A 22,256-nucleotide genomic window follows, 5' to 3' on the forward strand; every position below is an offset into this window, starting at 1 on the left:
GGGAGGTGGCAGGCAAGTGGAGCAGCTGACGCAGCACGACCCGAGACGGATCGGCCCGTTCGAGGTGCTGGGCCGGCTCGGCGCCGGCGGCATGGGCCTGGTCTATCTCGCGCGGTCGGCGTCCGGCCGCCGCGTGGCGATCAAGACCGTGCGGACCGAGCTCGCCGAGGACCAGCTGTTCCGCGTCCGCTTCACGCGGGAGGTCGAGGCCGCGCGGGCCGTGTCCGGTTTCTACACGGCCGCCGTCGTCGACGCCGACCCGCGCGCCGCCGTGCCGTGGCTGGCCACCGCGTACGTCCCGGCGCCCTCCCTGGAGGAGATAGTGAACGAGTGCGGGCCGCTGCCCGCGCCCGCCGTGCGCTGGCTGGCCGCCGGCGTCGCCGAAGCCCTCCAGTCCATCCACGGCGCGGGCCTCGTCCACCGCGACCTGAAGCCGTCCAACGTCCTCGTCGTCGAGGACGGCCCGCGCGTCATCGACTTCGGCATCGCGTCCGGCGTCTCCAACACCCGGCTGACGATGACCAACGTCGCCGTCGGGACGCCCGCGTACATGTCGCCCGAGCAGGCGCGCGACTCGCGCAGCGTCACCGGTGCGAGTGATGTCTTCTCGCTCGGCTCCACGCTGGTGTTCGCCGCGACCGGGCACGCCCCGTTCCACGGCGCCAACCCCGTCGAGACCGTGTTCATGCTGCTCCGGGAGGGCCCCGACCTGGAGGGGCTGCCCGACGAGCTGCGCCCGCTGATCGACTCCTGCATGCAGACCGACCCGGCGCTCCGCCCCACCCCGGCGGACCTCCAGGCCCAGCTCGCCCCGCACCTCTTCGCCGGCGGCGACGACAGCGGCACGGCGTCCGCGTGGCTGCCCGCGCCGGCCACCGCCATGATCGAGCAGCGGCGCGGCGGCCGTCCCGCCGTGCCGCCGCCCCCGTCCGTGCCGCCCGCCCCGCCGGGGCCCCCGCCCGGCGCCCCGGCGCCCGGCGGCCCCGCCCCGGGGGCCCCCGCGCCCGGCCAGGACTGGGACGCCGCCTGGCGCGGCGGCGACCCCCGCACCGGGCACGGCCCCGTCCGGCCGCCCGCCCACGGCCCGCACGGCGGTGGCGCGTCGCCCGTCCGGCTCCCCGGCTCGAACGTGCCCATCGGCCCCGGCCCCCGCCGCGTCGACGGCCGCTCCGCCGCCGCGCCCGACCCGGCCGGACCCGCCACCGGCTGGATCCGCCCGCCCGCCGGGCTGACCGGCGCGGACGCCCCGCCGCCCACCGGCCGCCCCCTTCCCGGCACGGGTCCCGGCCCCGGCACGGGCACCGGCGTGCCGTCCCAGCCGAACGGCGCGGACGGCGGCCCCACCGTCGCCGCGCCCCCGCCCGCCCCCGGGCACTGGCGCCCCTGGCGGTTCCGCATGTCGAACGACGTGTGGGGCACGCCCGTCGTCGACGGCGACCTCCTCTACGTCACGTCCTTCGAGGTCCACGCCCTCGACGTGGCGACCGGCCGCCGCCAGTTCAAGACCCGCGACGTCGCCTGGTCCATGGCCGTCGCCGCCGGCCGCATCCACGCCTCCGACGGGCCCACGCTGTACGCGCTGGACGCCCTCGACGCGGGCGAGCTGTGGCGGCTCCAGACCGACGCGTGGGTGTACTCGCTCAAGGTCGACCGGGGCACCGTCGTCACCGGCACGCGCGGCGGCGGCGTCCAGGGCTGGGAGGCGTCCAACGGCGCCAGGCTGTGGGAGCTGACCGGCGCGCAGACCGACTTCGAGACCCCCGAGGCGGGGCCCGCCGTCCACGGCGACACCGTGTACGTGTGGCAGGACGCCCGGCTCCGCGCCCTCGACGCCCGTACCGGCACCGAGCGGTGGTCGTACCCGGTCGGCGACGCGGCGTCCTGCGGTGGCGTGCCCGTACGGGTCACCCCCGCGGAGGACGGCTACGTGTACGTCGCCGCCGGGACGCGGGTCCTGTCCGTCGACGTCATGTCCGGCCACGTCCGCTGGCACTTCGAGGCGCCGGCGGTCTTCCTGTCGCCGCCCGCCTTCGCGCCGGGGCCCTCCGTGACCGGCGGCGGGGTGTACCTCGCCGACTACCTCGGCACGGTGTACGCCCTCGACGCGACGACCGGCAAGGACCGGTGGCGGATCGCGACGGAGGCCCGGCAGTCGATCGAGCCGGTCCTCGTCGCGGACGGGAACATCCACGTGGGCAGCGGGAGCGCCCTGTACACGCTGGACGCGGTCACCGGGACGCCGAAGTGGCGGTTCGCGGCCGGCGGCGAGATCGTCGGCGCGCCCGTGGCGGCGGAGGGGCGGCTGCACTTCGGCTCGGCGGACCACGTGCTGTACACGCTGGACGCGGCGGGCGGGCAGCTCCGGTGGAAGCTGACGACGGGCGGCGAGATCACGGGCTCGCCCGTGGCGCGGGCCGGCGTCGTGTACGCGTGCAGCAAGGACCGCTGCGTGTACGCCCTGGACGCCCAGAAGGGCACCGCGACGGGCCCCCGCCCGTCCCCGACCCGGTAGCCGCCGGGGCGCCGGGCCACCGGGTGGCCGGGGCACGCGGTCGCCCGGCTAGGAGGGGCGGTCGTCCCGGCCCTGGGGGTGCGGGTGCGTCCGGGTGTCCTGCGCGTGCGGGTCCCGGTGGGGGTCCTGGTCCCGGTACGGGCCGGGGTCCTGGTCCCGGTACGGATCCTGGCCCTGGTGGGGGTGCGGGTCGCGGTACGGGTCCTGGTCCCGGTACGGACCCTGGTCCTGGTACGGGCCCTGGTGGGGGTCCTGCTCCCCGTACGGGTCGTGGTAGGGGTCCTGGTACGGGCCCTGGTGCCGGTGCGCGGACGCGTCGTCCGGAGCACCCGGGTACGCGGGGTCGCCGGGGCCCGGGGCCGGTTCCTGCGGCGCCCCCCGCCGCCGGGCGTGCCGCCGTCCCGTTCCGGACGCGTACCCCGCCTCGTGCCCGCCCAGCATCCGGCCGTGCCGCCGCCCCGCCATCACCACCGCGGCCAGCAGCAGCACCAGCCCGCCGCCGAGCGCCAGTCCGGTGCCCGGCCCGAGGCCCTTCCCGTCGCCACTCACCACGAGGCTCCCGGTGGCCTGCCCCTGACGCACGATCCACAGCACGGTGAACCCCAGCGCGACCAGCCCCGCCAGCGCCACCGCCGACCGCGACCGCAGTACCAGCCCCACCAACGCGACCAGCGCGGCGAAGGCCAGCGGCAGGAGCAGCGAGACCCACAGGTCGGCCCGGTCGGGGGTGATCCCCTCGAACAGGTCACCGACCCCGTAGTGCCGGCCCAGGCGCCCGTCGTACCAGGCGTGGAAGGGGCTCCAGACGACGGCTGCCGCTCCCACGAGGGCCAGGACGGCGCCGATGGCGTTGCGGATCATCCTCGGTCTCCCTCGACTCCGGGTGCCGGATCGACACGGTCCGGATCCGGTCCGGTGCCCGGGTACCCGCCTCCGCCCGGGGGAATCACGCGACGGCGGACGGGGCCGGGCCGCTCCGCTGCTAGGGTGACGTGCGCTCGTCAGAACGAGCTTTCTATTTTTCCACTTTCAACGGGGGTTGAAACGTGAAAATGCGTCATGTTCGCGCGGTGGCCGTCTTCGGTGTCGTCCTGATCGCCCTGACCGGCGCGCGCGGCTCGGGCGGCGGAAGCTGTGGCGGTTCCAGTTCCGGCAGCGGCTCCAGCTCGTCCTCCGGCGGCTCCGGCACCGGAGGCCACCAGGACACCGACGGCAACGGTTCCGGCGGCGGGAGCTCCGTGCCCGGCGGTTCGGGCTCCGACGCGTCCGCGATGCGGGACATCCGCATCGACGGGTGCACGCTCGACGCGTCCGGCAAGAACCTCGTCGCGCGCCTCACCGTCACCAACGACAGCTCGCTCGACTACGAGTACGACGCGACGGTCCAGTTCCAGGGCGCCACCGGCACGAGCGCGCCGTACGCCGCCGCGCACGTCGACGACCTGGTCGTCCCGGCGAACGGCTCGAAGAACACCGAGGCCACCACGGCCTACACGGGCACGCAGAACGGCGGCGAGTACACCAAGTGCGTCGTCACCAAGGCGCAGCGCTCGATGAGCTGAGACGAGCCGGGCGGACGCCACGACGGCGGGGGCCGACCCCCGTGGGATCGGCCCCCGCCGTCGTACCCGGCCCCGCGCATGCAGCGGCCGCGACGGCTCCCCCTCCGCGCCGCCGCGGCCGCCCCCCCGTCCGGGTTGGCTTACTTGACCGGCGGCGCCGGCATGTGGTTGTCCATGGTCACGATGGTGTCCCTCGGCGGGGCGGGCATGTGGTTGTCCATGGTGGTGACCGTCTCGCCCAACGGCTCGGACGGCATGTGGTTGTCCAGGGTCACGATGCCGTCCTTGGGCGGGGCGGGCATGTGGTTGTCCAGGGTCACGATGCCGTCCCTGGGCGGGGCGGGCATGTGGTTGTCCAGCGTCGTGATGATCTCTTCGGGCTTCTTGTCGCTCATGGCGCGTCATCTCCCCTTGACGGTATGACTCGGCGACGCCCGCTCGGCAACTCCCCCGAGGGTCGCCGAACGGGCGTCCAAGGATCGCTCACCTTAGCGGTGAGCGCCTTCGACCCGCCTGCCCCCCGACGCGACGGACCGTCCACCGAGAACGATGCCGGATCCGCATAAACGAATGCTGAACGCCCGTGTCCCCGGAGCCGGGCCGCTCAGATCGCCGCCGACGGGGCCAGCATGGCCCGTACGCCGGCCGCCTCCGCCGCGCCCAGGTGCTCGTACAGGGCCAGCGCCTCCCGCAGGCAGGCACGGGCGCGGTCGGTCTGCCCGAGGACGCGCAGCGCCTTCCCGAGCAGCACCAGGACGTTGCCCCGCATCTGGTCCCCGCCGATGCAGCCGAGCGCCAGGGCCTGCTCGGCGTGCTGTGCGGCACGCGCGGGGCGCCGGGACTTCAACTGGGCCTCCGCGATGCGGAAGTGGGTCGCGCCCTCCCAGAGCCGCTGCCGGTTCTTGGCGAAGATCCGCAGCGCCTCCGCGAACTCGTCCAGGGCTTCCGCGTGCCGGTCGGCCTGGTTGAGCGCTATGCCGAGGGCGTAGCGACCGTTGGCGAGCCGGAGGGTGAGCCCCAGCCGGTCGTAGATCTCGATGCCCTGCTGCGCCAGGGCTATGGCGCTGGACGTCCGGCCGGTCAGCAGGTGCAGCCGCGACAGGTTGCACAGCGCACTGGCGACGCTCGGCTGGTTGCCGTCCGCGCGGGAGCCCTCCGCCGCGCTCGTCAGGTGCTGCTCGGCGTCCGCGTGGCGGCCACCCATGGCCGCGATGATCCCCCGGTCGTTGTCCGCCCAGTACACCGGCGCCGGGTCGTCCGCCGACACGGCCAGGTCGCGGGCGTTGCGGGCCTCGCGGTCGGCCTCGTCGTAGCGGCCCGCCACCAGGTGGACGTTGCTGAGCGTCGTCCGGGCGCGGCCCTCCGTGCGGGCGTCGCCCGCCGCGTGGGCGGCTTCGCACGCCGCGAGGGCCGCCGATTCGTACTGCTTGGAGTTCGTGCCGGACTCCGTCAGGTCCTTCGCCGCCCACAGCAGGTCCACCGCGCGGCGCAGGCGGCTGCCCGGCGCGTCGCCCGCCGTGGCCTGGCGGACGCACGCCAGCACGCAGTTGGCCTCCCGGTACAGCCAGTCCTGCGCCTCGTGCCGGTCCGTGAAGGCCAGGCCCTCGTACGTCGTCGGTTCCAGGTGGTCGACCAGGCGGTCGCCGGGGCGTTCGATGGCGTACACGCGGGCCGCCGTCGCCAGGTAGAAGTCCAGGAGGCGGGACATCGCCGCCTCGCGTTCCGACGGGGGCTGCTCGTCGCGTTCGGCGCACGCGCGCGCGTAGAGGCGGACCAGGTCGTGGAACCGGTAGCGGCCCGGCGCGGCGGACTCGACGAGGGACGCGTCGACCAGGTTCTCCAGGAGGTCCTCCGTCTCCCGGGGCGGCAGGTCCAGCACGGCCGCCGCCGCCGCCAGGGAGATGTCCGGGCCGTCCGCGAGGCCCAGCAGGCGGAACGCGCGGGCCTGCGCGGGCTCCAACTGCCCGTACCCCAGCTCGAACGTGGCCTTCACCGCGAGGTCGCCCGCCTGGAGCTCGTCCAGGCGGCGCCGCTCGTCGGCGAGCTTCGCCGCCAGGACGGACACCGTCCACGTGCGCCGCGCCGCCAGCCGGGACGCGGCGATGCGGATCGCCAGCGGCAGGAACCCGCACGCCGCGACCACGTCCAGCGCCGCCTCCCGCTCCGCCTGCACCCGCTCGGCGCCCACGATCCTGGTGAAGAGCTGGAGCGCCTCCTCCGGGGACATCACGTCCAGGTCCACGAGGTGCGCGCCCGCCAGGTCGAGCATCCGGATGCGGCTGGTGACCAGCGCCGCGCACCCCTCCGTGCCCGGCAGCAGCGGTCGCACCTGGGCGGCGTCGCGCGCGTTGTCCAGCAGGACCAGGACGCGCCGCCCGGCGAGCGTCGACCGGTACAGCGCGGCCCGCTCGTCGAGGGTCTCCGGGATCTGCGCGTCCGGCGTGCCCAGCGCGCGCAGGAAGGCGCCCAGGACGGTCTCCGGCTCGGCGGCCCGCGAACCGGCGCCCATCAGGTCCACGTAGAGCTGCCCGTCCGGGAAGTGCGGGCGCGCCTGGTGCGCCACGTGCACGGCGAGCGTCGTCTTGCCGACGCCGCCGATGCCCGCGAGCGCCGACACGGCCATGACGGAGCCCTCGGCCGTGACGAGGAGGTCGCCCAGCTCCCGTACGAAGGAGACGCGGCCGGTGAAGTCGGGGACCGTGGCGGGGAGCTGGGCGGGCCGGGCGACGGGCGCCTTGCCGGGGGCGGGCCGCTCGACCGGCTGGGCCAGTTCGCTGTCGGCCCGGAGGATGCGCTGCTGGAGCCGGGAGAGTTCGGGGCGCGGGTCGACGCCCAGTTCGTCGGCGAGGAGGCGGCGCGTGTCGGCGTACACGGCGAGGGCCTCGGCCTGGCGGCCACTGCGGTACAGGGCGAGCATCAGCAGCTCCCGCAGCCGTTCGCGCAGCGGGTGGGCCGCGGTCAGCGCGGTCAGCTCGGACACGGCCTCCGCGTGGTGGCCGCACTCCAGGTCCAGGTCGAGGCGGGTCTCGACGAGCTGGAGCCGCCACTCCTCCAGGCGGGCGCGCTGCGTCTCCGCGTACGGCCCCGGCACGGAGGCGAGGGGCTCGCCGTCCCACAGGCCCAGCGCCTTGTTGATCAGTGCCACGGCCTGCGCGCGGTCCCCGGCCGCGCGGGCCTTCTCCGCCTCGGCGGCCAGCTCCTGCGCCACGTTCAGGTCCAGGGCGTCCGGGGCGCCCCGGATCGCGTACCCGCCCGACTCGCTGACCAGGACGTCCGGCGGGAGGACCTTGCGGAGGCGGGAGGCGTACGTGCGCAGCGCGGCGAGGGCCTGCGACGGGGGCTCCTCGCCCCAGATGGCGTCGATCAGTTCGGCGGCCGTCGCCGTCCGCCCCTCGCGCAGCAGCAGCGCGGCGAGCAGGGCCCGCTGCTGCGGGGAGCCCGACGGGAGCGGCTCGCCGTCCCGCCAGGCCCGTACGGGCCCGAGCACCCCGAAGCGCAGGTCGACGCGGCCGTCCGGCCCGTCCCCCGCGGGCACCGGGCATCTCCGGGGGGCCAGGCCGTCGCGCGGTGCCTGGCCGCCCGGTACCTGCGCCTGCCGTGGAACACGCTGCTCCGGCACTCGCGGCCCGTTGTCACGGTCCATAGCTCCCCCTGCCCGTACCGCTGGTATCGCCGCCCACAGTCTGCCTTGTCCACGGCGGAAACGTCAGCATCGGGTGACGCTCCGCACAAGGTCGTGACACATCCGGCGATACCGGCGGCACCGGCGGTATCGGCGTACGGAGGCGCTGGCGTACGGGATGCCGGGGCGCAGGGGTGCCGGCGGGTGCGCGGGGACGGCGGGCAGGGGGCGGTCTGCCCGCCGCCCCGCGTTGGACGGGGGTCGCCCGCCCGGCGGACAGGGGGAGGCCCGCCCGGTGGACGGAACCATCCGGTGAACGGGAGCACCCGCCCGGTGGATGGAGCCGCCCGGTGGACGGGGGCGGGCGCTTCCGTCCTCAGAAGCGGGCGCCCACCGCCGTCCCGTCGCGGGGCACGAGGAACGACGGGGCTCCGGGCAGCGAACCGTCCGCGTCGCGCGGGCCGGTGAGCGGCGCCGGGTCGGTGCTGAGCACGGCCGACTCGCCCCACGCGCCGCCCCGGTCCCAGGAGTTGCCGGTGGACGTGGTGGTGGAGGTGCGGGCGACGGCGCGCTGGTCGGCGACGGAGAGGTTGCCGGTGAGGACGGCGCGGGCGGCGGAGGTGTCGAAGTCGAAGCCGGTGCTCTGGTTGCGGTGGCTCGTCGACCGGGACACGGCGATCGCGCCCGGGTTGCCGTTGTCGGTGTAGCCCTTCGCGGCGTTGCGGAACGCCGCCGTGTTGCGGAGGACGTGGGCCACGGCGGGGGCGGGGGCGCCGCCGCCCAGCTTGAAGCCGTTGCCGTCGCCGGCGAAGTCGGGGAAGCCCCAGCGGTCGAAGCCGTTCCCGTACGCGATGGTGTCCTCGATCAGGACGGGCGAGGCGAACTTCCAGGCGTCGAAGCCGTCGTCGACGTTGTTCCACAGGCGGGCGCCGCGCACGACGTTGCCGGTGCCGCTGCCCTCCTTGATGGCGAGGCCGTCCGCGCTCTCGCCGTTCTTGCGCGGGTCGCGGTTGTCGTGGCTGTCCAGGTCGAGGATCAGGTTGCGGCTGGAGGCGCCCTGGAGCTGGAAGCCGGACTCGTAGTTGTCGTGGGTGTGCAGGCGGGCGAAGACGTTGTCGTTGCAGCCGTCGCAGTACACGCCGTACGGGCTGTTGACGATCTCCAGGTCGGAGATCCGCCAGTGCGACGCCTCCTGGTGGATCGCGCCGCGCTCGGCGCGGGGGACGCTGCCGCCGACCGGGGTGTGGCTGGCGGGGAGCTGTTCGCCGTCGATGACGACGCGCTCACCGGCGTACGCGCCGAGGGTGATGGGGCGCGAGGGCTCGCCGGAGGTGGTGAGGGTGATGTTGCGGGTGAGGAGGTAGCGACCGCCGCGCACACCGATGACGTCGCCCGGGCGGGCGCGCCGCACGGCCTCCTGGACGGTCCGCAGCGGGCGCTCCAGCGTGCCGGCCGCGGTGTCGTCGCCGTTCGGGGCGACGACGAGGGTGGGGGCGGTGACGACGGGTGCGACGGCGGCGGACGCGGCGGTCGCGGCGGTGGCAGCGGTGGTCGTGGCACCGGTGGCACCGGTGGCGCCGGTGGTCGTGGCGGTGGCGGGGGCGGCCGTCCCCACCAGTGCGGCGCCGAGCGCGGCCGCCGTGATCCCGCGGATGATTCCCATGGGTCCTCCTGTCGTCCCGCCGTCCAGCCGTCCCGTCGGCTGCCGGTCACGGGGGAGTGGCCGCCGGTCGGGCGGGGGTTGCCGGTCGGCGCGGATGTCAGTGGGATGCGCTTGGATCGGGGCATGCCGATCACACGCGATCTCGCCGTACGGGGCGAGGACTGGTACGGGCGGGAACTGGGCGCCGGCGACGCGTACGCGGGGTGCGTGTTCTACGACACGGACTGGACGGAGGGCGTCAGCGAGGGCGCGTCCTTCGACGGCTGCACGTTCTCCGGGGTGCGGTTCAACGCGTCGCGGCACACGGGCACCGCCTTCACGAACTGCACGTTCCGCCGGTGCGTGTTCTTCGACGCGCGGTTCGAGCAGTGCAAGCTGGTGGGCAGCCAGTTCCGCGAGTCGGTGTTCGGCCTGCTCGTGGTGGACGGCGGCGACTGGTCGTACGCCGGACTGACCGGCGCCGACCTGCGCAAGGCCGAGCTGGACGGCGTCCGCCTCCGCGAGGCCGACCTGGCGGGCGCCCGGCTGGAGGAGGCCGCGGTCAGACGGTGCGACCTGGCCGGTGCCCAGATGCGGGGCGCCCGCCTCCGCCGCGCCGACCTGCGCGGCAGCGACCTGTCCGCCCTCGACCCGAGGACGGTGGAGGCGGCGGGCGCCCGCATCGACTTGGAGCAGGCCGCGGTCCTCGCGACGGCCCTCGGCTACGAGGTCGGCTGAGCCGACCTCGCCGGACGGGCGGCTCAGCCGGTCGAGCGCGTCCCGCCGGACGGGCGCGTCCCGCCGGTCGAGCCCGCCCTGCCGGCCGAGCCCGCCCCGTCAGCCGAGCCCGCCCTGCCGGTCGAGCCCGCCCCGTCAGCCGAGCCCGCCCGTCGCCCGGAGGTTCTGGCCGGTGATCCAGGCCCCGTCCGGCCCCACCAGGAACGCCACCACGGCCGCCACGTCGGCCGGCTCCCCGAGACGGCCCAGGGGCGTGAGCCCGACGGCCATCTCCAGGGCCTCCGGCGGGTTCGTCCCGCGCAGGAGGTCCGTGTCCGTCGCGCCCGGCGACACCGTGTTGACGGTGATCCTCCGCGGTCCCAGCTCCATCGCGGCGGCGGCCGTCAGCTGCTCCAGCGCGCCCTTGCTCATCATGTACGGCACGATCCCGCGCCCCGGGCGGACCGTGTTGAGCGTCGAGATGTTGACGATCCGCCCGTCCTCCGGCATGAACCGGGCCGCGTACCGGACGGTCAGGAACGCCGCCTTCGCGTTGACCGCCATCGCCCGGTCGAACAGCTCCTCGCCCGTCTCGTCCAGCGGCGTCGGGGAGAAGCCGATGGCCGCGTTGTTGACCAGGACGGAGACCTCGCCCGCCGCCGACCCCTCCGACGCCGTGCGCATCAGCTCCTCCGCCGCCCCCGGCTCGGCCAGGTCCAGCCGGACCGCGCGGGCGCCGCCGCCCGCCGCCTTCACCTCCCGTACGACCTCCTCGGCGGCCTCCCGGTCGCGCACGTAGTTGAAGACGACCTCCGCGCCGTCCGCCGCGAGCCGCTCCACGATGCCCCGGCCGATCCCCCGCGAACCTCCGGTGACGACAGCGGTCCTGCCCCGTAACACGCCCATGTTCCCTCCCCGCACTTTGACGCCCTGCGGCGTTCCGAGCCTCCGAATCTATGGGCCGCCCGCCGCCCGGGGGGCCGTTTCCGGCAACCGCCCGCCGGGCCCGGCGGACCGCCCGCCCGGCCCGGCGGCGGCCGGACGTGCGGGGCGTCGGGGCCCGCCGTACGGTCGGAACGTGCCGTACGTCCTCCGCCCGGGCAGGCGACACGGCCCCCGTGCCGGCCGGACTCGCCGTGCCGATCGCGTCGACCGGGCCGACCGCGTCCACCGGGTCGACCGCGCTCACCGGACCAGCCGGGTCGACCGCGTCCACCGGGCCCACCGCGCCCCACGGTCCCGACCGGGTGACGGCGCCGCTCGCGCGCCGTGGAACCGGGCCGGGGCCCCGGGCGGTGCCTCGCGTCCGCCTTCCTTCCGCTGCCACCACCGGCGGTCGGCCCGTCGTATGGTCCTGGTATGGATCACCTCACGTACGCGGACGTGACAGCGGCGGCCGAGCGGGTCACGGGGCGGGTACGGCCGCTCGCGGTGGCGCCGGCCGGTGACGGGCGGACGTGGTTCGCGCTGGAGTTCCTCCAGCACACGGGCACGTTCAAGGCGCGCGGCGCCATCAACTTCATCCGTACCCACCAGGAGGCCGGCACCCTGCCCGACGCGGGCGTCACCATCGCCTCGGGCGGCAACGCCGGGCTCGCCTGCGCGTGGGCGGCGCGTGCCCAGGGCGTACGGGCGACGGTGTTCCTGCCCGAGACCGCGCCCCCCGTGAAGGTGGCGCGGCTGCGCGCCTACGGCGCCGACGTGCGGCTCTCCGGCAGCGAGTACGCCGACGCGCTGGACGCCTGCCGCGTCCACGCCGCCGAGAGCGGGGCGCTCGCCTCGCACGCGTACGACCACCCGCTCGTCGCCGCCGGGGCGGGCACGCTCATGGAGGAGCTGCACGCCCGGCTGCCCGACCTGGACACGGTCGTCGTCTCCGTCGGCGGCGGCGGGTTGTTCGCCGGGGTCGCCGCGGCGGCCCACGAGCACGGCGTACGGGTCGTCGCCGTCGAGCCGGAGGAGTGCCGCGCGCTGAACGCGGCCCTCGCGGCGGGCGAGGTCGTGGACGTGCCCGTCGCGTCGGTCGCCGCCGACGCGCTCGGCGCCCGCCGGGCCACGCCGATGGCGCTCCACGCGGCGCAGCGGTACGACGTGCGCTCCGTCCTCGTCACGGACGGCGAGATCGTGCGCGCCCGGCAGGAGCTGTGGGACACGTACCGCGTCGCCGTGGAGCACGCAGCCGCCACCGCGCTGGCCGGGCTGTGCGCCTACCGCCCCGCGGAGGACGAGCGGACCGCCGTGGTGCTGTGCGGGGCGAACACGGACCCGGGGGACCTGACGCGCCCCGCCTGAGGCCGGACGGGGCCCGGCGGAGGACGGACCGAGACCGGAAGAACAAGCACGGGAAATTTTCGAAAGGGGCAAAGCGGACACAGCTACGGTTCCCGCATATCGAACATCGGCCGTCATGGCTAAGAGTTGCGTGGTTCAACGGTAAACAGACCATGAATTCCTTGCTGCTGGCCCGATTCACCCCGCATAAGCGAAGGTAAAGATCGCGGAGTGAGAACCTCCGGATGTGGAAACCGCAGCGCTTACCGTCCTGCTCATGACTCAGGTGGAAGCACGGCCCCCGGCCGGAGACACGGTAAGGAACGTCGCCGCGACGGGTGAGAGCGGTGGCGTACGCACCAAGGGCCTCGGCGGGAACTCCGTCGGGCTGATGGGCGGTGCCGTCATCGGCATCTCGACCGTCGCCCCGGTCTACTGTCTGACCTCGACGCTGGGCCCCACGGTCGGCGAGGTCGGCCTCCAGATGCCCGCGATCTTCCTCGCCGGGTTCCTCCCCATGCTGCTCGTGGCCTTCGCCTACCGCGAGCTGAACAAGGCCGTCCCCGACTGCGGCACCTCCTTCACCTGGTCGGTGAAGGCGTTCGGCCCGAAGGTCGGCTGGATGTGCGGCTGGGGCCTCCTCGTCGCCACCGTGGTCGTCCTGTCCAACCTGGCAGGCGTCGCCACGTCCTTCTTCTGGCTGACCGCCGGCGAGATCACCGGCGACCCGTCGATCGCCGCACTCGACGACGACAAAGCCGTCCACATCCTCACGACCCTCGCCTTCATCGGCGCCGCGACGGTCGTCAGCTACCGGGGCATCACCGCCACGAAGTGGCTCCAGTACGCCCTCGTCGGACTCCAACTGGCCGTGATCGTCCTGTTCGCCGCGATGGCCGTGACCAAGGCCGACGAGGTGGCGGGCTCCCTGTCCTTCTCCTGGTCCTGGATGAACCCCTTCGCGGTGGACTCCTTCGCCGCCTTCACCGCCGGGCTCTCCCTGTCGATCTTCATCTACTGGGGCTGGGACACCTGCCTGTCCGTGAACGAGGAGAGCGTCGGCAGCGCCCGCACGCCGGGCCGCGCCGCCATGCTGGCCATCGTCGTGATCGTCTTCTCGTACCTGATGGTCGCCGTCGCCGTGCAGATGTACGCGGGCGTCGGCGAGAAGGGCCTCGGCCTCGGCAACCCGGACACCTCCGACAACGTCTTCGCCGCGCTCGCCTCCCCGATCATGGGCTCCGGGCTCGGCATCCTGCTGTTCGTCGCCGTCCTCGCCTCCGCCGCGGCCAGCCTCCAGACGACGTTCATCCCCGTCGCCCGCACGGCGCTCGCGATGTCCACGTACGGAGCGTTCCCGCCGGCCTTCTCCAAGGTGCACCCCGTCCACCGGACCCCCGGCCGCGCGACCGTCGTCGCCGGTGTCGCGACGGGCGCCTTCTACACGGTGATGACCCTGGTCAGCGAGAACGTCCTGGTCGACACGATCTACGCGCTCGGCCTGATGATCTGCTTCTACTACTCGATCACCGCCTTCGCCTGCGTCTGGTTCTTCCGCCGCGAGCTCACCCGCTCGGTCCGCGACCTGTTCGTCAAGGGCGTCCTGCCGGGCCTCGGCGGGCTGATGCTGACGGCCGTCTTCGCCCAGACCCTCATGGACATGTGGGACCCGGCGTACGGCAGCGGATCGTCGGTCTTCGGCATCGGCTCCGTCTTCGTCATCGGCGTCGGCCTGCTGCTCGTCGGCGCGCTCCTCATGGCGGTCATGCACCGCCGCAGCCCCGCGTTCTTCCGCGGCGAGGTGCTGACCAAGGAGACGCCCGCGCTGGTCGTCGAGGACTGACCCCCGCCCACCCGTTCCCACCTGAGCCACCACGCGGCCGGAGCCCCCAGGGCCCCGGCCGCGCGGCGTTCCCGCGCCCGCGCCGCGACCCCGGCCCCCGGGCCCGGCTTCCCGCCGCGCGGCCTCGGCTCCCGGCCCGGCCTCCGGGCCTGGGCTCCCGCCTCACGGCGTTTCCGCGCCTGCCTCGCGGCCTCGGGACCCCCGCGGCCTCGGCTCCCCGGCCCCGGGCCATGGCCCGCGGCCCCGGACCCGGGCCCGCGCCCGGACGGGCCGGATCGCCGGTCCGTACGCGCTTCCCGTGCGGCCCCGGCGCCGGGGGTGCAGGGTGGACATATGTACGACCTCTACGCCATCGCCGAGGAACACCTGGTCGCCGCCCACCGCTCGGAACACGGGCGCAGCGCCAACCTGCTGCTGCGGGAGCGGCCGCTGCGGCAGACCGTCATCGCCCTCACGGCCGGTACCAGGCTCGACGAGCACAACGCGCCGCCCGCCGGGTCCCTCCAGGTGCTGCGCGGGGTCGTGAAGCTGAAGACCGCGGCGGAGGAGATCGAGCTCACGATGGGCGACCTCTTCCTGATCCCGCCGGAGCGGCACAGCGTGGTGGCGGTGACGGACACGGCGTTCCTGCTGACCGCGGTCAACGACTGACCACCCCCTGACCCCGGGCCCCGCCCCCGCCCCCCGCCCCCTGACCCCGGGCCCCGCCCCTGGCCCCTGGCCCCGCCCCTGGCCCCGGGCCTCGTCCCTGGCCCCGGGCCTCGTCCCTGGCCCCGGGCCTCGGCCCCCGCCTTCCGGCCCAGGGCCTCGGCCTCCTGTCTCCCAGCCCCGGGCCCCGCCTTCCGGCCTCGGCCCCGGCCTCCCGCCCCGGCCTTCCGGCCCCAACCCCCGCCCCGGCCCCCGCCGCCTCCTCCCAGCCCAGGGCCCCCGCCTCCCGACCCCTCACCCCGGCCTGGGCCCCGGCCCCCGGTCTATTCGTTCGACACGGGGGCGCGGCGGCGGCGAGCATGCGGGCATGACCCGCACCGACCTGCCCCCGACGGGGGACGAACGCGCGCACCTGGCCACCTTCCTCGACTACGTCCGCGCCACCGCCGTCGCCAAGTGCGACGGCCTCTCCGCGCGGGACGCGCGCGAGGCGCCGCTGCCGCACTCCCCGCTGATGACGGCCGCCGGGCTGATCAGCCACCTGCGCTGGGTGGAGCACTACTGGCTGGACTCCGTCTTCCTCGGCGGCGAGGACAGGATGCCGTGGACCGCTGAGGACCCCGACCGGGAGATGCGGATCGCCGTCGACGTCCCCCTGCCGCAGCTCGTCGCCGAGTACACCGCGCAGAGCGACCGCCTGCGCCGGCTGGTCGCCGAGCACGACCTCGACGCCCGGGCGAAGCGGCCCGTCCGGGACGGCGTCCACGTCACGCTGCGGTGGATCCTCATGCACCTGATCGAGGAGACCGCCCGCCACAACGGCCACCTCGACGCGATCCGCGAACTCACCGACGGCCGCACCGGCACCTGAACCCACCCGCCCGTACAACCCGGTGATCTCCTCGCGGGTCTCCCTCCCGACGGAACGCCCGTTCCGCCCTGACCGGCGGCGTCGACTCCACCGGCGACGGCATCGCGGACCTGTTCGCCCGTGACACGGCCGGCGCGCTGTGGCTGTACCGGGGCACCGGGAACGCGGCCCGCCCGTACGCGCCCCGGATCAAGGTCGGCAGGTCAGGTTGGAACGCGTACACCGCGATCATCGCCCCCGGCGACGGTTCCCCGGCCGGCCGGGGCGCCCTCCTGGTCCGCGACAAGGCGGGCACCCTGTACTGGTACGACGGCACGGGCGTGGCGACCGCCCCCCTCAAGGCGCGCCGACCGGCGGGCCAGGGGTCCCAGCCGTACAACGCCTGGATGTGACCGACCGTCCCGGCCCGCCGCCCCGGCCCGCCGCCCCGGCCCGCCACCCCGGGCCGGACCACGCCGCGCCGCGCCGCGGAACCCCCGGTGCGCGCCCGCCGCCGGGGAGCGGGCGGCGGCCCCACTGGTTCCGGACGGCTGGGCGCGCCGCCTCCGGGACCGCTCGTATCCTCGGGGAATGACCTCCACGGGAACCGGACGCCGACCGACCGACAACGCCATGCGCCGCGCCCTGAAGCGGGCCAGGGACGGGGTCGCCCTCGACGTCACCGAGGCCGCCGTCCTGCTCCGGGCGCGCGGCGCCGACCTGGACGACCTGGCCGCGTCGGCCGCCCGGGTGCGCGACGCGGGGCTCGCCGCGGCGGGGCGGCCCGGCGTCATCACGTACTCCAGGAGCGTCTTCGTCCCGCTCACCCGGCTGTGCCGCGACACGTGCCACTACTGCACGTTCGCGACCGCGCCGGGCAAGCTGCGCCGCGCCGGGCACGGGATGTTCATGTCGATGGACGAGGTCCTCGACATCGCCCGCAAGGGCGCCGCGCTCGGCTGCAAGGAAGCGCTGATCACGCTCGGCGACAAGCCGGAGGAGCGCTGGCCCCAGGCGCGGGAGTGGCTGGACGCGCACGGCTACGACGACACCCTCGCGTACGTACGGGCCGTCTCCATCCGGATCCTGGAGGAGACCGGGCTGCTGCCCCACCTCAACCCGGGCGTCCTGTCGTGGACGGACTTCCAGCGGCTCAAGCCCGTCGCGCCGTCCATGGGCATGATGCTGGAGACCACCGCCGAACGGCTGTGGTCCGAGCCCGGCGGCCCCCACTACGGCTCGCCCGACAAGGAGCCGGCGGTGCGGCTGCGGGTCCTCCAGGACGCGGGCCGGTCGTCCGTGCCGTTCACCAGCGGGCTGCTCATCGGGATCGGCGAGACGTACGAGGAGCGCGCCGAGTCGCTGTTCGCGCTGCGCCGGGTGGCCCGCGCGTACCACGGCATCCAGGAGCTGATCATCCAGAACTTCCGCGCCAAGCCGGACACGGCGATGCGCGCCGCGCCCGACGCGGACCTGGACGACCTGGTGGCGACGGTCGCCGTGGCGCGGCACATCCTCGGCCCGTCCGCCTGCCTCCAGGCCCCGCCGAACCTCGTCGACGACGCGTACGGGCGGCTCATCGGCGCGGGCATCGACGACTGGGGCGGGGTCTCGCCGGTCACCATCGACCACGTCAACCCGGAGCGGCCCTGGCCGCAGATCGAGGTGCTCGCGGAGCGGTCCGCCGCCGCCGGGTTCGAGCTGCGCGAACGGCTCTGCGTGTACCCGGAGTTCGTGCTGCGCGGCGAGCCGTGGCTGGACCCGCGGCTGCTGCCGCACGTCACCGCGCTCGCCGACCCGGTGACCGGCCTCGCCCGGCCGGACGCCCGGCCCCAGGGGCTGCCCTGGCAGGAGCCCGACGAGGCGTTCGCCGCGACCGGCCGCACCGACCTGCACCGCACCATCGACACCGAGGGCCGCACCCGCGACCGGCGCGACGACTTCGACGCCGTGTACGGCGACTGGGACGCGCTGCGGGAGGCCGCGGCGCCCGGGCTCGTACCGCAGCGCGTCGACGGCGACGTACGGGAGGCGCTCGGCGTCGCGGCGGACGACCCGACGCGGCTGACCGACGCGCAGGCGCTGGCGCTGCTGCACGCCGACGGCCCGGCGCTGGACGCCCTGTGCCGGATCGCGGACGACGTGCGGAAGGCGGCCGTCGGCGACGACGTCACGTACATCGTCACCCGCAACATCAACTTCACGAACGTCTGCTACACCGGCTGCCGCTTCTGCGCCTTCGCCCAGCGGCGCACGGACGCCGACGCGTACACGCTCTCCCTCGACCAGGTCGCGGACCGGGCCGCGCAGGCGTGGGACGTGGGCGCGGTCGAGGTGTGCATGCAGGGCGGCATCCACCCGGACCTGCCGGGCACCGCCTACTTCGACATCGCGCGGGCGGTGAAGGAGCGCGTGCCGGGCATCCACGTGCACGCCTTCTCCCCGATGGAGGTCGTCAACGGCGCGAGCCGGACGGGCATGTCGATCCGCGACTGGCTGACCGCCGCGCGGGAGGCCGGGCTCGACTCGATCCCCGGCACGGCCGCGGAGATCCTCGACGACGAGGTGCGGTGGGTCCTCACCAAGGGCAAGCTGCCCGCCGCCACCTGGATCGAGGTCGTCCGCACGGCGCACGAGCTGGGCATCCGGTCCTCGTCGACGATGATGTACGGGCACGTGGACCAGCCGCGGCACTGGCTCGGCCACCTGCGGACGCTGGCCCGGCTCCAGCAGGAGACCGGAGGGTTCACCGAGTTCGTGACGCTGCCGTTCGTCCACACGAACGCGCCCGTGTACCTGGCGGGGATCGCCCGGCCCGGCCCGACCGTCCGCGACAACCGGGCGGTCACGGCGATGGCGCGGCTGCTGCTCCACCCGCACATCCCGAACATCCAGACCAGTTGGGTGAAGCTCGGCGCGGACGGCGCGGCCGAGATGCTGCGGTCCGGGGCGAACGACCTGGGCGGCACGCTCATGGAGGAGACGATCTCCCGCATGGCCGGGTCGGGTTACGGCTCGTACAAGTCGGTGCGGGACCTCGTCGCCATCGCGGAGGCGGCGGGCCGCCCGGCGCGCCCGCGGACGACGTTGTACGGCGAGGTGCCCGAGGAGCGGCGGGCGGCGGCCGCGGCGTCGGACGGGCACCTGCCGGAGCTGCTGCCCGTCCTGTCGGAGTAATCCCGTACGGAGTGGCCCCGCGCGGAGTGGCCCCGCGCGGGGGGAGGGGCGGCCGGGGTTCGTCAGGGGCCCCGGCCGCCCCCGTTCAGGCGGCGGCCTCCGCCGACTTCAGCAGGTGCGTGAGGTTCTGCCGGGCCCGGTTGACCCGGGAGCGCACCGTGCCGATCGGGCAGCCCGCGATCGAGGCGGCCTCCTCGTAGGAGAGGCCCTTGACCTGGGTGAGGATGAACGACTCCCGGCGCGGCCGGTCGAGCGACTCCAGCAGGTCGAGCAGGGCCACGCCCTCGTCGAAGCCGGGCAGCCCCGTCTGCTGGGTGCGTTCGGCGGCGGCCTGCCAGTCGGCCGTGTCGGCGAGGCGGGGGCGGGCGGCGTTCGACCGGTAGCGGTCGACGACGACCCGGCGGGCGATCGACAGCAGCCAGGTCCGGGCGTGGCAGCGCGCCGCGAACCGGGGGAGGCTGCGCAGGGCCCGCAGGTAGGTCTCCTGGGTGAGGTCGTCCGCGCTGTGGGCGTCGCCGCAGGCGCGGGTGATGTACCGCCACACGTGCAGGTGGGTCGCGGAGATGAAGTCCTCCGTCGCCGTGGCGTCGCCGCGGGCGGCGGCCAGGGCCCATTCGGTGATCTGGTCGTCGTCGGGGACGGCGGTGCGGTCGCGTACGCCACTGAGGTGAGTGGGCATGGAAACGTCCTTCGTTGCTGCGCGCCGCGGCCGGACGCGGCGCGTCCGGCCGCGCGTGCCCGCCGCGCGGCAGGGACCGGCGCGGCGGCGCACGTGCGAGGGGGAGGGGTGGGAGACGCTCGCACCGGTCCCCCGCCGGGCCGCCGGGGCGGCCGGGTCAGCAGGGGACCGGGTGCCCCCGCGGCGGCCCGCGCCGGGACATGGCGTGCCGCAGCAGCAGGTCGCGCAGCCGGCGCGGGTGTACGGCGACGGGAGCCCCGCGCGGGACGGACAGGGGCCGCGCCGGGGGGAGCCCGGCGAGGACGAGCCGCAGCGGCTCGAAGAAGGCGCAGTGGAGGGAGCGGGCGATCGCGAAGACCGCCGCTTCGCCGCGCCACATCCACAGCCCGCACACGAGGGCGGCCAGGACGTGCGCGAAGAACATGGTCCACGAGCCGTGGGTGATGAGCTGGACCACGTACGCGACGGGCGACTCGGGTCCGGGCGGCGCCGGGGGCACCGTACCGGTGTGGGCCTGCCACACGGCCTGGGCGACGGGGTCGGTGGCGCCGCCCATGCACGCGCTCTGCGGCAGGGCGACGGCCCGGTGGTGCTGGTGGTGCCCGCCGCCCGGAGCGGGCGCGAAGGAGAAGAAGCTGTGCAGGGCCAGTTGGGCGCCGACCGTCGTCGCCGTGATCTGGAGGGCGCCGCGCTCGACGCGCGCCAGCCACCAGGCGGCCGCGGTGGTGACGGCCATGGCGCCGGCGAGGAAGCCGAGGGGTAACGGGCTGCCGGAGGCGAGGGAGTGCCCCAGCGCGGCCGTCAGGACGCACACGGCGGCGAAGACGGCGGCGCGTACCAGCCTCAGGGCGGGCCCGGGGCCCGCGAGTGTCACCAACGCACGTCACCCCGCCTCCGGAGTACTGGGGTCCGGTCTTCCGCGCGGCTCCGAGCGTAAGGGGCGCGGCGGCGGACTGTCCTCGGTTGTCGGCCCTCGGCGGCGCTGCCGGGACCGGCCTGCTTCAACGGATACGCACGGTACGCGGTTCAGTTCACCGGCAGGCGGGCGCACTGCCGGCACGTGCGGGCCGAGGAGGCCACCACGGCGTGCGACGCCGCGGCGAGCGCCCCGGCGGCCACCGCGAGCGGCCAGTTGGTGACCACGACGGAGAGGGTGACCAGGACCAGCGCGGTGATGGCCATGGCGACGCTGGCCGCCGTACCCGTCCAGGCCACCGCGAGGGGCAGCCGGTGCGGCGTGGGCAGCCAGCGGGCGAGCCGCCCCGTCGCGGCGAGCGTCGTCGCGGCGAGGACCGAGGCCACGGCGGCGACGGCGACCAGGTGCACCGTCAGCAGCGAGGTGGCCCGGGGCAGTTGCCAGGTGGCGCTGTCGTGGCTGGCCGTCCAGATCAGCAGCCAGCAGGCGACGGCGAGGGGCACGGTGAGCCCGGCGGCGCGGGCGGTGTGCCGGGCCTGGGCGATGGTCAGCTCGTGCTGGAACGTCGGCGCCAGGTGGTCGGGCGCGCCGAAGTCGCGTACCGCTAACTCCGCGGCCCGCTCGTAGGGGACGCCCGCGCGCGTGTGCGCCGAGACCGCGTCGTCCAGGCCGTCCCGTATCTCCGCGACGAGGCGGGACTTGGCGCGGCTCGGGCCCTGCAAGGAGCCGGAGAGGGCCGCCACGTACGCGTCGATGGGGTCGGAGGGGACGGTGGGACGCCGTTTGCCGGACGCCGCTGCGCCGATGCTCGTCTCCATGCCCGCCCCGGTGCTCATGTGGCCAGTCCCGTCGAGGGGGTCGACGGGTTGAGGACCGAGCCGATCGCCGTGGTGAACTCCCGCCAGGCGGTCCGCTCATGGGCCAGGCTACGCCTGCCGGCCTCGGTCAGCTCATAGCAGCGGCGGCGCCGTTCGCCGACGGAGTCCCAACTGCTCTTGAGCAGGCCGAGCCGCTCCAGGCGCTGGAGCGCCGGATAGATCGTGCCCGTGCGCAGTTCCAGCGCGCCCCCGCTGCGCTGCTGGACGGCCGCGATGATCGCGTAGCCGTGCAGCGGGCCCGGTTCGAGCACGGCCAGGAGGAGTCCGTCCAAGTGGCCGCGCACCGCGTCTGTCCTCATGACCAGGGATTCTACCCAACCGTGATGTAGGCGTGCTATCTATTGGTAGCCAATCTATCGAGGGTCTGCTCCGGTCCCGCTTGGAGGCACTACCGTGACCAAGCTCCTCCTGTCCGTGCACGTGCTCGCCGCCATCCTCGCGGTCGGGTCGATCGCAGTGGCGGCTTCGCTCTTCCCGCGCTTCGCCAAGCTGGCGGTGGCGGAAGGACCAGCGGGAACAGCGGGATCAACGGGAACAGCAGAGTCAGTGGGGTCAGTGGGGCCGGAAGGGGGGGAGGAGAAGGGGAAGGCCGTCGGCATCGCCGCGTTCCTCCACCGCATCTGCCGGGTCTACGCCGTCGCCGGCCTGGTCGTGCCGGTCTTCGGGCTGGCCACGGGCGCGCAGCTCGGCGTCCTGGGCGACGCCTGGCTGATCTCGTCGATGATCCTCACCGCCGTCGCCGCGTTCATGCTCGCCATGGCGATCATCCCCGGCCAGGAGCGCCTGCTGACCATGGCCCGGGAGGGCGGCGCGACCGCCGAGGGGCTGAAGGCCGCGGCGACGCGGCTGGGCATGTTCACCGGGATCTTCAACCTGCTGTGGACGGTCGTCGTCGTCCTGATGATCGTCCGCCCCGGTTCCACGACGGGTGTGTGACCG

Annotated in this window: 18 protein-coding genes; 9 read left to right on the plus strand and 9 right to left on the minus strand. The window is 75.0% G+C overall.

Annotation, left to right across the window (positions count from 1 at the left end):
- The first annotated feature begins 16 nt into the window (after positions 1-16).
- The gene (gene afsK, locus AC07D6_RS14670) at positions 17-2,512 is read left to right on the plus strand and encodes a protein serine/threonine kinase AfsK (protein WP_479044413.1); all 2,496 of its coding nucleotides are present in this window, start codon (positions 17-19) and stop codon (positions 2,510-2,512) included.
- Between the two features lie 48 nt (positions 2,513-2,560).
- Here afsK and AC07D6_RS14675 read toward each other — a convergent pair whose 3' ends face one another.
- A complete protein-coding gene (locus AC07D6_RS14675; RefSeq protein ID WP_479044415.1) occupies positions 2,561-3,373 on the minus strand; it encodes a hypothetical protein in 813 nt (270 codons plus the stop codon).
- Positions 3,374-3,564: 191 nt separating this feature from the next.
- On the opposite strand from AC07D6_RS14675, the gene AC07D6_RS14680 reads away from it, so the two are divergent.
- Positions 3,565-4,074 (plus strand): hypothetical protein, encoded by a 510-nt coding sequence (locus AC07D6_RS14680; RefSeq protein ID WP_479044417.1) that lies wholly within the window; start codon positions 3,565-3,567, stop codon positions 4,072-4,074.
- Between the two features lie 140 nt (positions 4,075-4,214).
- On the opposite strand, the gene afsS is transcribed toward AC07D6_RS14680, so the two are convergent.
- The 3 genes from afsS to AC07D6_RS14695 form a co-directional block, all read right to left on the minus strand.
- Positions 4,215-4,469: a regulatory protein AfsS gene (afsS, locus tag AC07D6_RS14685; protein WP_479044419.1), complete on the minus strand. Its 255-nt coding sequence runs from the start codon at positions 4,467-4,469 to the stop codon at positions 4,215-4,217.
- 209 nt (positions 4,470-4,678) lie between these two features.
- Positions 4,679-7,717, minus strand: coding sequence for an SARP-family global regulator AfsR (gene afsR, locus AC07D6_RS14690; protein WP_479044421.1), 3,039 nt, complete (start codon positions 7,715-7,717; stop codon positions 4,679-4,681).
- A gap of 355 nt (positions 7,718-8,072) precedes the next feature.
- On the minus strand, positions 8,073-9,359 hold the full coding sequence (locus AC07D6_RS14695) for a right-handed parallel beta-helix repeat-containing protein (RefSeq protein WP_479044424.1): 1,287 nt from the start codon (positions 9,357-9,359) through the stop codon (positions 8,073-8,075).
- Between the two features lie 123 nt (positions 9,360-9,482).
- Between AC07D6_RS14695 and AC07D6_RS14700 the strand changes: the two genes are divergently transcribed.
- On the plus strand, positions 9,483-10,076 hold the full coding sequence (locus AC07D6_RS14700) for a pentapeptide repeat-containing protein (RefSeq protein WP_479044427.1): 594 nt from the start codon (positions 9,483-9,485) through the stop codon (positions 10,074-10,076).
- A gap of 135 nt (positions 10,077-10,211) precedes the next feature.
- Here AC07D6_RS14700 and AC07D6_RS14705 read toward each other — a convergent pair whose 3' ends face one another.
- A complete protein-coding gene (locus AC07D6_RS14705) occupies positions 10,212-10,961 on the minus strand; it encodes an SDR family NAD(P)-dependent oxidoreductase (RefSeq protein ID WP_315877235.1) in 750 nt (249 codons plus the stop codon).
- Between the two features lie 453 nt (positions 10,962-11,414).
- Between AC07D6_RS14705 and AC07D6_RS14710 the strand changes: the two genes are divergently transcribed.
- From AC07D6_RS14710 to AC07D6_RS14730, 5 genes are all read left to right on the plus strand, one after another.
- Positions 11,415-12,347: a threonine/serine dehydratase gene (locus AC07D6_RS14710; protein ID WP_479044429.1), complete on the plus strand. Its 933-nt coding sequence runs from the start codon at positions 11,415-11,417 to the stop codon at positions 12,345-12,347.
- Between the two features lie 256 nt (positions 12,348-12,603).
- The gene (locus AC07D6_RS14715) at positions 12,604-14,169 is read left to right on the plus strand and encodes an APC family permease (protein ID WP_479044431.1); all 1,566 of its coding nucleotides are present in this window, start codon (positions 12,604-12,606) and stop codon (positions 14,167-14,169) included.
- A gap of 333 nt (positions 14,170-14,502) precedes the next feature.
- Entirely contained in the window at positions 14,503-14,820 is a 318-nt protein-coding gene (locus tag AC07D6_RS14720) for a cupin domain-containing protein (RefSeq protein ID WP_315877238.1), read from the plus strand.
- A 364-nt stretch (positions 14,821-15,184) separates the two neighbouring features.
- Positions 15,185-15,688 (plus strand): DinB family protein, encoded by a 504-nt coding sequence (locus AC07D6_RS14725; protein ID WP_479044433.1) that lies wholly within the window; start codon positions 15,185-15,187, stop codon positions 15,686-15,688.
- Positions 15,689-16,258: 570 nt separating this feature from the next.
- A complete protein-coding gene (locus AC07D6_RS14730; protein WP_479044435.1) occupies positions 16,259-18,844 on the plus strand; it encodes a bifunctional FO biosynthesis protein CofGH in 2,586 nt (861 codons plus the stop codon).
- Positions 18,845-18,929: 85 nt separating this feature from the next.
- Here the strand turns inward: AC07D6_RS14730 and AC07D6_RS14735 are convergent, their stop codons facing one another.
- The 4 genes from AC07D6_RS14735 to AC07D6_RS14750 form a co-directional block, all read right to left on the minus strand.
- A complete protein-coding gene (locus AC07D6_RS14735; protein ID WP_315877242.1) occupies positions 18,930-19,523 on the minus strand; it encodes a sigma-70 family RNA polymerase sigma factor in 594 nt (197 codons plus the stop codon).
- 157 nt (positions 19,524-19,680) lie between these two features.
- Entirely contained in the window at positions 19,681-20,400 is a 720-nt protein-coding gene (locus AC07D6_RS14740; protein ID WP_479044438.1) for a hypothetical protein, read from the minus strand.
- A gap of 149 nt (positions 20,401-20,549) precedes the next feature.
- Positions 20,550-21,275: a permease prefix domain 1-containing protein gene (locus AC07D6_RS14745; protein WP_479044440.1), complete on the minus strand. Its 726-nt coding sequence runs from the start codon at positions 21,273-21,275 to the stop codon at positions 20,550-20,552.
- A complete protein-coding gene (locus AC07D6_RS14750) occupies positions 21,272-21,616 on the minus strand; it encodes a PadR family transcriptional regulator (RefSeq protein ID WP_315877245.1) in 345 nt (114 codons plus the stop codon). The genes AC07D6_RS14745 and AC07D6_RS14750 overlap by 4 nt, the downstream gene beginning before the upstream one ends.
- A 94-nt stretch (positions 21,617-21,710) precedes the next feature.
- On the opposite strand from AC07D6_RS14750, the gene AC07D6_RS14755 reads away from it, so the two are divergent.
- Positions 21,711-22,253: a hypothetical protein gene (locus tag AC07D6_RS14755; RefSeq protein ID WP_315877246.1), complete on the plus strand. Its 543-nt coding sequence runs from the start codon at positions 21,711-21,713 to the stop codon at positions 22,251-22,253.
- Positions 22,254-22,256 lie beyond the last annotated feature (3 nt).

The organism is Streptomyces sp. NPDC045287 (genome assembly GCF_056432325.1).